This is a genomic window from Salinicola salarius (assembly GCF_003206135.1).
GTDB classification, from domain to species: domain Bacteria; phylum Pseudomonadota; class Gammaproteobacteria; order Pseudomonadales; family Halomonadaceae; genus Salinicola; species Salinicola salarius.
This window is the reverse complement of record NZ_PZJT01000032.1, coordinates 1-12,220: the sequence shown is the minus strand read 5'-3', so window position 1 is coordinate 12,220 and position 12,220 is coordinate 1. Positions and strand designations below refer to the sequence as shown.

The 12,220-nt window shown below is 61.7% G+C and carries 11 protein-coding genes and 1 pseudogene; 4 read left to right on the top strand and 8 right to left on the bottom strand.

The annotated features are described in order from the left end of the window. The 3 genes and pseudogenes from DOM32_RS17975 to DOM32_RS17550 form a co-directional block, all read left to right on the top strand. Positions 1-269: pseudogene (locus DOM32_RS17975) on the top strand (hypothetical protein); the annotation flags it as partial. Beyond that, on the top strand, positions 266-1,402 hold the full coding sequence (locus DOM32_RS17555; protein ID WP_208625414.1) for a sensor domain-containing diguanylate cyclase: 1,137 nt from the start codon (positions 266-268) through the stop codon (positions 1,400-1,402). The pseudogene DOM32_RS17975 and the gene DOM32_RS17555, both read left to right, overlap by 4 nt. 291 nt (positions 1,403-1,693) lie before the next feature. Further along, positions 1,694-3,334 (top strand): HD domain-containing phosphohydrolase, encoded by a 1,641-nt coding sequence (locus DOM32_RS17550; RefSeq protein WP_338095143.1) that lies wholly within the window; start codon positions 1,694-1,696, stop codon positions 3,332-3,334. Between the two features lie 194 nt (positions 3,335-3,528). Here the strand turns inward: DOM32_RS17550 and DOM32_RS18410 are convergent, their stop codons facing one another. The 8 genes from DOM32_RS18410 to DOM32_RS17510 all read right to left on the bottom strand — a co-directional run bounded on the left by DOM32_RS18410 (position 3,529) and on the right by DOM32_RS17510 (position 11,079). Further along, positions 3,529-3,753 carry a DUF4236 domain-containing protein gene (locus tag DOM32_RS18410; protein ID WP_110637058.1) on the bottom strand — a complete coding sequence of 75 codons (225 nt, stop codon included), beginning with the start codon at positions 3,751-3,753 and terminating at the stop codon, positions 3,529-3,531. Positions 3,754-3,775: 22 nt separating this feature from the next. Continuing rightward, on the bottom strand, positions 3,776-4,102 hold the full coding sequence (locus tag DOM32_RS17540) for a hypothetical protein (RefSeq protein ID WP_110637055.1): 327 nt from the start codon (positions 4,100-4,102) through the stop codon (positions 3,776-3,778). Between the two features lie 76 nt (positions 4,103-4,178). Further along, entirely contained in the window at positions 4,179-5,156 is a 978-nt protein-coding gene (locus DOM32_RS17535) for a sugar phosphate isomerase/epimerase family protein (RefSeq protein WP_110637052.1), read from the bottom strand. Then, entirely contained in the window at positions 5,153-6,622 is a 1,470-nt protein-coding gene (locus tag DOM32_RS17530) for an NAD(P)H-dependent oxidoreductase (protein ID WP_110637049.1), read from the bottom strand. Before DOM32_RS17530 ends, DOM32_RS17535 begins: the two co-directional genes overlap by 4 nt. Positions 6,623-6,691: 69 nt before the next feature. Beyond that, positions 6,692-8,245, bottom strand: a complete 1,554-nt coding sequence (locus DOM32_RS17525; protein ID WP_110637047.1) for a tripartite tricarboxylate transporter permease — start codon at positions 8,243-8,245, stop codon at positions 6,692-6,694. Between the two features lie 24 nt (positions 8,246-8,269). Continuing rightward, positions 8,270-8,761 (bottom strand): tripartite tricarboxylate transporter TctB family protein, encoded by a 492-nt coding sequence (locus tag DOM32_RS17520; protein ID WP_110637044.1) that lies wholly within the window; start codon positions 8,759-8,761, stop codon positions 8,270-8,272. Between the two features lie 76 nt (positions 8,762-8,837). Then, positions 8,838-9,899 (bottom strand): Bug family tripartite tricarboxylate transporter substrate binding protein, encoded by a 1,062-nt coding sequence (locus DOM32_RS17515; protein ID WP_110637041.1) that lies wholly within the window; start codon positions 9,897-9,899, stop codon positions 8,838-8,840. A 136-nt stretch (positions 9,900-10,035) separates the two neighbouring features. After that, on the bottom strand, positions 10,036-11,079 hold the full coding sequence (locus tag DOM32_RS17510; RefSeq protein WP_110637038.1) for a 4-hydroxythreonine-4-phosphate dehydrogenase PdxA: 1,044 nt from the start codon (positions 11,077-11,079) through the stop codon (positions 10,036-10,038). A gap of 221 nt (positions 11,080-11,300) precedes the next feature. On the opposite strand from DOM32_RS17510, the gene DOM32_RS17505 reads away from it, so the two are divergent. Beyond that, positions 11,301-11,984, top strand: a complete 684-nt coding sequence (locus DOM32_RS17505; protein ID WP_110637035.1) for a GntR family transcriptional regulator — start codon at positions 11,301-11,303, stop codon at positions 11,982-11,984. The last annotated feature ends 236 nt before the right edge of the window (positions 11,985-12,220 follow it).

The following is a 12,220-nucleotide window of genomic DNA, read 5'->3' as shown; positions in this document are numbered from 1 at the left end:
GGTTTACACAGCTAGGCGTGGTGTTCTTCGCTCTGGACTGGTTCCGCATTACGGCTAGCCTCTCGCAAGCCATGGAGGCCAATCATGCCCAGGCGCTGCTGGTAGACGCTCAGGGCCGCTGGTTGCTTCCTGATACCGAAGGCATATCGTTCGGGGAGACGCTCGCGACCTCCTGGCCGGATACGTGGCAGGCCATGACTTCGCGCAATCGGGAGAGGCGGGCATCGGCGAGCAGCTCCTGTGGTTCCGCACCCACGACATACGCATGAATCACTATCGCAGTCAGGCGGGCATGATCATGAGCCAGCCGGATACGCAGCCTTGGCGGCTCGGGATCGTGACACCCAGGCCCAGCCTGCCGGGCCTTCTGCTGGAGAACCCGGCGCAGATACTGGCCATCGCGCTGGTCTATCTGCTGTCGGTTGCCGTCGGCATTTTCTGGGTGCTCAGCCATCATCGGCAGCGCAGCCTAAGGCAACGGGCGCTGCTGTTTTCCCGAGAGGCGCGTCAGTATGCCGGCGAGGTACAGGATCTCTACGAGAACGCGCCTTGTGGCTATCACTCGCTCGATAGCGAGGGAAGGATCGTCAAGATCAACCGCACCGAGCTCGAGTGGCTGGGGTATCGCGCCGACGAGATCATCGACCGGCGTCTGTATCGCGATTTCGTCACCCCGGAAACCCGAGAGGCTTTCGATGCCGCCTTTCAGCAGGTGCTGGGCAAGGGGCAGGAAGGGGCGGCCGAGTGCGAACTGCTATGCCGCGACGGCACGGTCCTTCCGGTGGCGATCCAGGCCACTGCGCAGGTCACCGAAGATGGCTTCCAGTACGCCCGTACCACGGTCTTCGACCTGAGCGAGCGCAAGCGGCTGGAGGCACGTCTGGAACGGCAGGCCATGACCGATCCGCTCACCGGGCTAGGTAACCGACGTTATCTTGAGGGACAGGCGGCGCTGGAGATCGCGCGTGCACAGCGAAGCGGGGCGCCGCTCAGTCTAATCGCTATCGACCTGGATCACTTCAAGCGCATCAATGATAGCTATGGGCACGACGTCGGGGATCTGGTACTGCAGGCCTTTGCCGATACGGCGCGCGGCCAGTTGCGCGACGGCGACGTGCTTTGTCGCATGGGCGGGGAGGAGTTTGCCGTGCTGCTGCCCGATACCGGCGACGACGAGGCCATGCAGGTGGCCGAGCGCCTTCGCCAGACAGTCGTGGCGACACCGGTCAAAGTCGGGGGCGATGTCAACGAGGAAGGGCAGTTGGCCTATTCCGCCTCACTGGGCGTAACGCTGGTCAATGCCGGTGAAACTTCACTGAAACCAGCCATCAAGCGCGCGGACCAGGGGCTTTACATTGCCAAGGAGGCGGGGCGTAACCAGGCACATTGGCAGCCGGTCTAAAAGACGACGGCTTGCTTGCCGATAAGGATAAATAGGCCACCACGCTACCGTTGCGTCATTGGCCCCCCGAGCGCCGAAATTGCTGCCAAAAAGGTTGCCCCGCCCAATAAGAGGTATATAGTCGCCTATATAGTAAAAAAATACATAAGTCATTGATGTATATTAATAAAAGCCGATGTTTTGCGCGCAGGTACTAATATGGCCGCCTCGATACCCTATGAAAACCCATCGGCGAATGTGATTCGTGCCCTTCTGCAGCATACGCATGAATTATCCATATACACCAAGGACATGGCCTACCCTCTCAAGGCAGAGATAGCGGAGCTGGACCTGCAGACAGGCCGCCTGGTGCTGGAGGTGGAGTATGCCGGATCGGAGATCGAACGGTACCTGACCCGTGGCGGCGTAAGCTTCGATCTGGAGGCGCTGAAAGGGCCGCAGGGCATCGAGCGCGAGACCTACAGTCTCAGCAACGTCGAAGCCAAGCTGCTCAAGACGGACAGCGCACAGTACCGCCTGGAGTGCCAGCTTCCGGAATCGGTCTTCGTGCACGAGAATCGAGGGGCGGTTCGCATTCCGTTCATCCTCGGCATGCAGGCCCGCGTGGGCCTCGAGGTCTACCTGCATGAACTCAATGTGCCGGGGAGGCTGCGCAATCTGTCGATCGGCGGTTGCATGGTCGACATCGATCTGGCGGAAAGCGTTGCGATCAGCGTGGGGCAGGAAATTCCGGGAATAACGCTGGAATTCCCCAATGGCGAAAGCTTCTTCTCCGAAGGCAAGATTCGCCATATTCGCCCTTTCGGCAATCATGGCTATGCCGCGGTCGGGGTACAATTCGTCAATACCTCGACCTCCCAGACGGAGGCCCTGTTTCGGTACGTCAATGAATCGGAGCGAGAGGCCGCCTACCTGACGGGATCCAACGAAAAACTGACCCAGCACGCTCCATTGTTCGTCCCGGGTGCCAAGGAGAGAAAGATTCTGCAGCGTGAAGCCCAGGAGCGTGAAAAACGCGCTCGCCAGTCGCCGATGGAACGCGGCGTCACGGACATCGCTCATCAGCTCCAGGTGGGGTTGATGTACATGAAAACCCGCGACCTGTTTCCCGTCGAGATCTTCTACGATTGCGTCGATACTCTGCGCTATCTGGTGGAGCAGGACCGCAAGGCTTTCCTGTATTCCCTGGCGTTCCTGCGGGATTATCCGGACTGGGTCAGGCATGCCGTCCAAGTGGCGGGCCAACTGACCGACCTGCTGCTGGTTCGCGACCCACACGCCCCCCAGATTCGCGAGGCGGTTCTGGGCGCTCTGCTGCATACCATGGGCAAGCCGCTACTGATCAGCGCAAAGTTGCCTTCGCTCAAGGTAAACATGAACCCGGCGCAGAAGGAGATACTTCGAGGGCATGTGGGGGTGCTGTGCAACAAGCTGCGTGAACTGGAGTGGGAGCCCAGCCCTGTCTGCCGCGATGTGATCGAGAATGCCAACGAACGTCTGGATGGCTCCGGCTACCCGGCAGGCAAGCGCAACGAACAGCTTTCGGAACTGATTCGGGTGATCGGGGTGATCAAGATGATCAACAAGCTGATGCATGCGCGCAACGGTATTCCCCCACGTTCACCCATCGATGCCTACCGCATGATTCATGAGGCGGGCAAGGCTTATGACAAGACGGTACTGGTAGAGTATATCCAGCTGTATGGGCTGTACCCGATTGGTAGCCTGGCCAAGTTCTCGGGCGGCTTCCTCGTCTGGGTCATGGATATCGACGGCAAGGGAATGCCGTGTCAGGTCCACGTCGTCAAGAACCTGAGCTTTCCGGATACCAACATCAGCAGCGTGCTCGACAAAAGTGACTTCTTGCAGATCGGCAAGCTGGAAGACATCGTCAACCCGGCGGATTACGGGGTAAAGACCGCCAAGATCTAGACGAAGCGTCAGGTATAGAAGGCGAATTTCTCCGCATGGCGCGCACGGTCTGGCGAGGTTCCCGGTGAGGGAAATCCCCTGGATTGACTAGCCAATTCAGTCTTCTGCCTCGGCAGTGTCGGTCGATAATGACGCTGGGGACAATCCCCTGCGTACTTACCCGGCCTTCGGGCCGGGGCTTTTTCGCTACGCGATCACCGCCTTTTCTTCCTCGTTCTGCCCGCTCGTGATTTCCGCTCCCATAATGGTTGCCGGTGATAGACCCCGGAACCGGGGAGGCCGGCGTGGCTATGGATTCCTCGCCGGCTGAAGTTCAGGTTGGCGCCGCGAGGGCCGACCGATAGCGTCGGCCCATGGTTGTCGAGCCGAATCCGCAGCCCGGGCGCCAACCGCAAGGTACGATGAAAGCGAAGCCCCATTCGGTATCTCCTGAAAGTCTCTTCAAGATTGACTACGGCTGACCTGGTTCGTTCGCTGGCTTTTCAGCGTTCGCCACCGTTGGCTGGCGGGAACGATCAAGGCCAGTACGGCACACGCGACGGCGGGAGACAGCACATCGAAGACCGAGTCCGGTGACCAGTGATGCAGCAGTCCATAAAAATGGCCGACACTGTTAGGGCCGCCACCGGCGTACTCGTGCTGGGCGATCTCGCGCCCCAGAAATACTGCGACGATCAACGAACCGCCGACCCAGCGGCCGACGAATGGCCACAGCAGGCATTGAATGCCCGCTGCAATGATGGCGTGTTCGAGATGCGTGATATTCATGGGAACCTGCCTGAGCCTCGGCATTTGAGCATAGCCTTCATCCCAAGCCTGACGCATCGATGCGAGACTGATTTATCTAATCTCGTGGTGGCTGCCTGACCCGGCTGGCACCTGGCGTGACGTGGCGGCAGGCGGGCAGAATGCGGTCGCGCAGGTAGCGCTGATTGGCGGCGCAGACGCTCAGACCGTCGCCACCGTAATGCTCGAGGCAGATCACGCCGCGAAAGCCGGCTTCTACGGCAAGCTTCATTGTCTGGCGATAATTGATCAGGCCGCTTTCCATGGGGGCGGGGAAGGCGACGTAGTGGCCGCGTTCGACATCCTCGTCACGCATGTAATTCTTGGCATGCCAGAAGTTCGACCACGGAAGCACCTTGCGAAAGGCGTCGAGCCACGGCTCCACCGGCCGATGCAGTCGGATCAAATTGCCGATGTCCGGATTCAAGCCCACCGAATCTAGACCGATCTCCTCGACCATGGCAACGGCCGAGTCGGCGCTGCCGAGATAGGTGTCTTCGTACATCTCCAGCGACAGCACGATGCCGAGTTCTGCGGCGTGCTGGCCGAGTTCGCGGATGCGTGTCACTGCCTTCTGCCACTGAGCCCGATCGTCGGGATCGTCGCGATGGCCTTCGACCGTCCAGAACCACAATTGGCGCTGCTGGGCCTCGGTCAGCGGCCGGTGCAAGCCGATCGAGACGGTGCCGATGCCGAGCCTGGCCGCGGCCTCCAGCGAGCGGTGGCTGTAGGCCAGGTGGTCGTCACCGTCGCGTTCATCGATCACGCTCGAGCGCACCACCGAGATGGAGCTGGGTTCGAGACGTGCCGATTGGATGACGCTGGCGAGCGTGTCGAGCTGGCCGGTCGACATGTCACCGGGGCGAAAGCAGTTGTCGGAGAGATCGACACGATCGAATCCCGCCTCGGCGATCTCCTGGAACAAGGGCTGCCACTGCTCGGCGCTGGCTTCCTGAAGTGGAGAGCCATCCGCCAGACGGTTGGAGAACGGCAGCATGGCAGCGGCGATTGGCCAATCGGTAAGGTCGGAAGTCATCTCGGGTTCTCGACAGGGTCGGGGGTGAAAGAGGTAGCGGCGGTAGAAGGCGCGGCGGTGGAAGACATGGCGGCAGCGAAAAACAGCGCGTCTTGCCTCTGGCGCAGTTTCCAAAGGCACGAGCTTTCGTCGATCGCGACGTCGCGCAGACGAATGGGCTCACCGGCACGCACCGGGCGAATCAGTACCCGGTTGGCAGCGAGATAGTAGGGCAGCGCGGCGTCGTCACCGAGCGGGCTGGCCGGCACCAGCGCCGACGACACTCTGTCGATGCTGTGGTGATGGCCGTGGGCGGTGAGCGTGGTGCCCTCGGCCAGATCCGATGCGGCCATGGCGATCAGATCGACATGCGGCCGCGGCTGGCTGACGCTGCTGGGAACGCCGCGTCGCACCATTTCCAGCAGCGTGGTGGCGGCTTCGAGCCCGAGCAGGTGGCGCGGCAACGGCAGCATCGCGCTATCGCCACGCCGGCTGATCAGATGGCCTTTTTCGGCCAGCATCTGCCAGCTGGCGCGATCATGCCCGCGCACGACCACGAATACCCCACCGGCGAGACTGAATTCATCCGGGCGGCGCAAGCAGTGGAATACTTCCAGTGCGGGCGTTCGCGTCAACAGACCGCCTTGGGTCGTCGGCACGAACAGCTCGGCAATTTCGCCGAGACGGGCGATGGGATAGTGCAGTGCCGGACGATCCGGCATCAGCCCGGTGGCGTTGGCGACGATCGCCATCTCGCACAGATCCGGCACCGCATGCTGCGGCAGCGCGCCAGCGATTCGGGCGCGGTCCGCCACCCACTGGTGATGACCTTCGCTGTCCAGCCCCGCGGGCAAATCCCAGCGCTCCCCGAAGCCGGGCACGTCGATACGCCGACCGTTGCTGGTCAGCGTCTCCGCCATCGGGTCGAAGACGAAGTCGTATTCGCTCGATTTGCCGGCGGCGAGAATTTCCAGCCCCACCGTTTCGGCCCAACTGATCAGGCCAATCGCCAATGCCGGCTGATCGCCATCCACTGGGCTGATCACGCAGCCACGCTTGCGCGCCATGGCCGCCAGCCCGGGGCCGACCACGCTGTCGACTTCCTTGGTCACCAGCGCCACGTGGTGCCCGGCTTCGATGGCGAGTGCGGCATGGCGGGCGCCGGCTTCGGGATGCCCGGTAGCCTCGATCACCACGTCCAGCGGCAGTTCGATCACGGCTTCCAGGCGGTCGCCGACGATCCAGTCGCCGCCGTCCCAGGCTCGTCTGGCTTCTGCCGGCGTGCGGCAGTGGCGGATTCGCCCCGGCTCGATACCGGCATCGATCAGTGCGCTCGCGGCGAGAGCCGGATCGAGATCGAGAACGATGCGGGTATCGATGCTTGTCAGGCGGCGGGCATGAACGACGAAGCTACGACCGAACCCGCCGGCGCCGATCACGCAGCAGCGGATGGGATCGCCGCCATCGAGATAGTGAGAGATATGCATGGGGGCTTTCCTCGAATTGAAAACGGGCCTCGAATTGAAAACGGGCCTCGAATCGAACGCGGATTCGACTCAAACGCGGGAATCGGACGTGGGAGACTTGGGCGCCTGCGGTTTCTGCCGCTGCAGCCGCTGACGCCAGCCGCGCAGGCCGAGCACCTTGGAGATCAGCGGCCAGGCCAGCATCAGTACGCCGAGCCCCATGATCGTGCTCACCAGCGAGTTGGACCAGAACACGGTCAGCGAGCCGTCGGACATCACCATCGACTGGCGGAAGGCTTCCTCGGCGCGATGGCCGAGCACCATGGTCAGCACCAGAGGCGCGACCGGATAGTCGAGCTTCTTGAACAGATAGCCGAGCAGGGCGAAGAACAGCAGCAGCCAGAAATCGAAGGTGGAGTTGGCAACCTGATAGACGCCGGTGAAGATCACCGCGACGATGACCGGCCCGATGATGGCGAAGGGCACCCGCAGGATCGAGGCGTAGAGCGGCACCGTCGCCAGTACCAGAATGACCGCGACCACGTTGCCCAGGTACATGCTGGCGATCAGGCCCCAGACGAAGTCCGGGCGCGTGACGAACAGCATCGGCCCCGGCGTGAGCCCCCAGATCATCAGCCCGCCCATCATGACCGCTGCCGTGGCGGAGCCGGGCACACCCAGCGCCAGCATCGGCAGCAGCGCCGAGGTACCGGCGGAGTGATCCGCCGCTTCCGGCGAGACGATGCCGTTGGGCTCGCCCTTGCCGAAACGTTCCGGGTGCTTCGAGAAGCGCTTGGCGATGCCGTGGCTCATGAACGAGGCGGCAGTCGGTCCGGCAGGGGTGATGCCCATCCAGATCCCGATCAGGATGCTGCGAACCAGCGACACCCAGTAGCGTGGCAGCTCGGCCATGGTGCGCAGGATATCCATGATCCGGATCCGGCTCTTGATGCCCTTGAAGCTCAAGCCCTCTTCGGTGGTCACCATCAGCTCGGCGATACCGAAAAGCCCCATGACGGCGACCAGGAAGCTGATGCCCTTGACCAGATCGGGAATGCCGAAGGTCAGGCGCAGCCCACCGGAGACGCTATCCATGCCGACCGTGGCGAAGGCCAGCCCCAGCATCATCGAGACCAGCGTCTTCGAGGGCGCGCTGGAACTCATGCCGATGAAGCTGCAGAATGCCAGGAAATAGACGGCAAAGTATTCGGGCGACGAGAACTTGAGGCCGAATTGGGCGACCCAGTTGGCCAGCAGCGTGATCATCACCACGCCGGCGAGGGCACCGAGGCCGGCGGCCATGAACGCCAGCGTCAGCGCGCGCGTCGCTTCACCGTTGCGCGCCATCGGGTAGCCATCGAAGGTGGTGGCAACCGATGAAGGCTCACCCGGGATGTTGAACAGAATCGAGGTGGTGGAGCCGCCGAACAGCGCGCCCCAGTACATGCAGCTCAACAGGATGATGGCCGATACCGGATCCATGGTGAAAGTCAGCGGCAGCAACAGCGAGACGCCGTTGGGCGCGCCCAGACCTGGCAGCACGCCGACCAGCATGCCCAGCATCACGCCGATCACCATGATCATCAGATGATTCCAGGTGAGGATGGTGGCGAAACCGTCCATCAGCAGCGAGAGATTGTTCATGATCGATTCCCTGAAGATGGACGCTTAATAGATGCCGAGCGCGTGTTCCAGCGGCCCTTTCAATAGCGGCACCTGGAACACGAGCTCGAACAGCAGATAGAAGCAGATGCTGATGGCGATACCGCTGGCCAGCGATCGCCACCAGGCGTAGTGACCTTGCAGTCGCATGGCGAACAACACATAAAGGGTGGTGCCGACGTAAAGCCCCAGTAGCAGGGAGATCACGGCGAAACCGATGATCGGCAACGTGAAGCGAGCCAAGGAGCGGAGCCGGGCGGCATCCAGGAAGGTTTCATCCTTGTGGCGGTGACCGATGACCGTGCGCAGCAGATTGACGAGGCTGCCGGCAACGACCAGGACGCCGATCCAGAACGGGAAGTAGCCTGAATCCGGCCCGCTTGGTGTCCAGCCGATACCGACCTGCCAGGCGCCATAGCAGATCGCGACACCAATGGCGCCGGTCAGTAACGCGGTGGCGATCTCCATGCTGTAACGGGAAATGCCGTTGTGGGTCATGCTCTCTCCCTCCCTCTGGAAATCCGGGCAGCGCGAGGCTGCCCAGCGACATCATCCAATCAACACCGACATCGACTCAGGAAGCGCTCCAGCCTTCCTGCTCGAACACCTTCTTGACGGTGCTGGCATTGTTGTCGATGTACTGCTCGAGCTCATCGCCGCTCAAGAACTGGCTGGTCTGGACGGTGCGGGTGACGTAGTCCTTCCATTCCGGAGTTTCGCTGACCTTCTTCAGCAGCTCCTGGTAGTAGGTCACCGCTTCTTCGGGAGCGCCGGCCGGCAGCCAGACGGTTCTCGGCATACGGTATTCGCTGATGTCGATGCCCTGGGACTGGCAGGTGGGAATGTCGCCCCAGCCCTTGTCCTCGTAGACGGGTTCGCCCTTGGGCAACGGGTCGGGGCTGAACACGCACAGGGGCTTGATCATGCCGGCCTGCCACTGGCCGAGGTTCTCGTTGGGGTTGTTGACGTTGGCATCGACATGACCGCCGGCCAGTTGCACCAGCGCCTGGCTGCCGCCGTTGAAAGGGACGTAGCGGAATTCGGTGCCGGTAGCCTCTTCGATCATGCTGACCAGCGTCTGGTCGGTGTCCTTGGACTGGCTGCCGGCGAACTGCATCTTGCCGGGGTTCTGCTTGGCGGCGTCGATGAAATCCTTGGCGCTTTCATACTCGGCATCACCGTTGACCCAGATCAGGAACTCGTCCATCGCCATGGCGGCCACTGGCTGCAAATCCTCTGCCGCGTAGGGCATCTCGCCGACTTCCGGCAATAGATATTCGTTGTTGGTGCCGAAGGTCAGTTTGTAGGGATCATCCTTGGACGACGCCGAGTAGACATAGCCCTCGGCACCGCTGCCGCCGCCCTTGTTGGAGACGATGATCGACTTGTCCATCAACTGATGCTTGCCGATGATCGACTGCACCGTGCGCGCGAAGGTATCGGTTCCGCCGCCGGCGCCGGATGTCACCACGAACTCCACCGGGCGTTCCGGCTGCCAGGCCAGGGCGCTACCGGAGACGGTGAGCGCGGCGAAGAACAGGGCAAGAGGTTTGAGCTTGAAGACGGGCCGGGCCTTGGAAGCACCTGAGGATAGGGGCTTGGGCTGATGGGCGGTAAGCGGATTGAGCTGGTACATGGCGTTTCTCCTGTCGTTTCTCGCGTTGTTGCTATTGTGAGAGTCGCTTGTGTTCCGTGGTTGAGTCCTGCATGTCGCTGCTTTCAGCGTGCCGGCCGGCGCCGGCTCCGGTGAAACTTCCGGCAGTCGCGAAACGTCAGCCAGTTGCCTGCTGACGGGCTCGGCTGGCCATGCGTGCCGCCAGCAGCAAGGCTTGCCGCGAGGCGCCGAGGTCGGCGATACCACGACCGGCGATGTCATAGGCCGTTCCATGGGCCGGCGTGCAAACCGGGAAGGGCAGGCCGCCGAGCATGGTCACGCCGCTATCGAAACCCATCATCTTCATCGCGATCTGGCCCTGGTCGTGGTACATGGTCAGCACCGCGTGGAAGCCTTCTTTCACGGCGCGAAGAAAGACGGTGTCGGCCGGGAAAGGGCCTTCTACCTCCATTCCCAGTTCACGCGCGCGCTGGATCGCCGGTTCGATGATCTCGATCTCTTCCATGCCGAAGCTGCCGCCGTCACCGGCGTGGGGATTGAGGCCCGCGACGGCAATGCGTGGATGATCGTGCCCGGCCTGCTGCAGGCAGCGGTGCGTCAGCATCAGCTCGTCGATGATCGAGTCCGGCGTCAGTGCCGCGGCGACGTCCTTCAGCGGAATGTGGGAGGTCACGCGAGCGTTCCACACCGATTCCAGAATGTTGAATTCCCGCGCCTTGCCTTCGAAGCCGATGGCGTCAGCCACGAAGCGGATTTCATCGTCGTAGCCAGGGTTGGCGTAACGCATGGCTTTCTTGTTGAACGGGGTGAAGCAGACGGCATCCACCTGGCCGCCATGAGCCAGTGCGAGCGCGTGCCGGAAATTGGCCGAGGCGAATTCTCCACCCGCTGGCGTCGCCTTGCCTTGGTCGACCTCGTCCGGGGCCAGATGGGCCAGGTCGATGAAAGCCGGCGTCGACTCGAGGTCGATGAGCGAACTTGTCTCGTCGATGGGATGCAGCGTCGGTGCGACACCGGCGACGCGGGCACCTTCGTCGAAGATTCGGCGATCACCGATGATGACCAGGCGCGCGGCACGGTTGACGGCGTCGTCCGCTGCCAGTCTTGCCGTCAACTCGGCGCTGATGCCGGCGGGGTCGCCCATGGCCAGGGCGATGATCGGCAGCTCGGATGCGTCGTGACGCGGGGGGGAAAGAGCCATGGTGTCTCCTCGTCGTTGGGAGCAGCACTCGTGGGAAGTGCTCGCGTGAGGAGGAGATTGCGCTCAAATCCAAAATGTATACATTATACGTTGGTATGGAGGCAGAAACTGGTCAGCGCGCAGTATGATGGCCTCAGACTTTCCGCGGAGGCGCCCTTCACTGAGCGTTTCCAGCTGAATCGATACATTCATGCACCCTTTCCACTACCGGTCTGACATTCATGAAGAAGACAACCGTGTCCGCCACGTCATCGCCTCGATCCGCGATTGCCCGGCATTCGCTTCATGATGCGATTACCAGCCACCTTCGTGACATGATCATCGAGGGGGAGCTCGAACCGGGTAAGCGCATCTATGAAGGCCCGCTATGCGAGCGCCTTGGCGTATCGCGGACCCCCCTGCGGGAAGCGCTGCGCTATCTGGCGAGCGAAGGCCTGGTCGAGCTGACACCGCAGCGTGGGGCCTCGGTTCGCCGGTTCTCGGCCAAGGATATTCAAGACATGCTGTTGTTGATTCGCACGCTCGAGGAGCTGGCGGGGCGCCTGGCCTGTATCGAAGCGAGCGACGAGGAGATCGCCGAGGTGCGAAAGCTTCACGACGAAATGCTGGATTACTATCGGGAGGAAAATCGGCTCGATTACTACAAGACCAATCAGCGTATCCACTCCGCCATCGTGGCGTTGAGCCATAACGAGTCGCTGATTCAAGTTCATGCCTCACTGCAATCGAAGCTCAAGCGCGTAAGATTCATCGGCCACGAAGGGCGGGAAAAGTGGGCGGCGGCGGTCGCAGAGCACGAGTCGATGATCAAGGCACTCGAGGGGCGTGACGCGCCAGCCCTGGTTTCCGCGCTGAGCGAGCACCTCGAACATGCCTGGGAGCGAGTGCGTGATGTCGTGTCGTGATCACTGGCAAAGGATCAAGAAGGGAATTTTCGATATCGCATATGCATGTAACCGTTTGCCTTATCCGAAATCTCTTACATGAAGAATCAGATCGTAGAGCTATTAACTTCCAATCCGTGGCGCTATGATTTTCTTCCGTTGTAGATCCTTGGGCTCCCCGGCTTCGGCCGGGGGTTTTTATACAGGAACTGACCCTCCATTCCCTTTTCAGTCGTCAGTCAGCTAGTTGTGATCTC

What these genes read in the sequence shown, in the direction of transcription:
- DOM32_RS17555 (WP_208625414.1), top strand. Translation starts at nt 266, where the DNA reads ATGAATCACTATCGCAGTCAGGCGGGCATGATCATGAGCCAGCCGGAT.
- DOM32_RS17550 (WP_338095143.1), top strand. Translation starts at nt 1,694, where the DNA reads ATGGCCTACCCTCTCAAGGCAGAGATAGCGGAGCTGGACCTGCAGACA.
- DOM32_RS18410 (WP_110637058.1), bottom strand. Translation starts at nt 3,753, where the DNA reads ATGGGGCTTCGCTTTCATCGTACCTTGCGGTTGGCGCCCGGGCTGCGG.
- DOM32_RS17540 (WP_110637055.1), bottom strand. Translation starts at nt 4,102, where the DNA reads ATGAATATCACGCATCTCGAACACGCCATCATTGCAGCGGGCATTCAA.
- DOM32_RS17535 (WP_110637052.1), bottom strand. Translation starts at nt 5,156, where the DNA reads ATGACTTCCGACCTTACCGATTGGCCAATCGCCGCTGCCATGCTGCCG.
- DOM32_RS17530 (WP_110637049.1), bottom strand. Translation starts at nt 6,622, where the DNA reads ATGCATATCTCTCACTATCTCGATGGCGGCGATCCCATCCGCTGCTGC.
- DOM32_RS17525 (WP_110637047.1), bottom strand. Translation starts at nt 8,245, where the DNA reads ATGAACAATCTCTCGCTGCTGATGGACGGTTTCGCCACCATCCTCACC.
- DOM32_RS17520 (WP_110637044.1), bottom strand. Translation starts at nt 8,761, where the DNA reads ATGACCCACAACGGCATTTCCCGTTACAGCATGGAGATCGCCACCGCG.
- DOM32_RS17515 (WP_110637041.1), bottom strand. Translation starts at nt 9,899, where the DNA reads ATGTACCAGCTCAATCCGCTTACCGCCCATCAGCCCAAGCCCCTATCC.
- DOM32_RS17510 (WP_110637038.1), bottom strand. Translation starts at nt 11,079, where the DNA reads ATGGCTCTTTCCCCCCCGCGTCACGACGCATCCGAGCTGCCGATCATC.
- DOM32_RS17505 (WP_110637035.1), top strand. Translation starts at nt 11,301, where the DNA reads ATGAAGAAGACAACCGTGTCCGCCACGTCATCGCCTCGATCCGCGATT.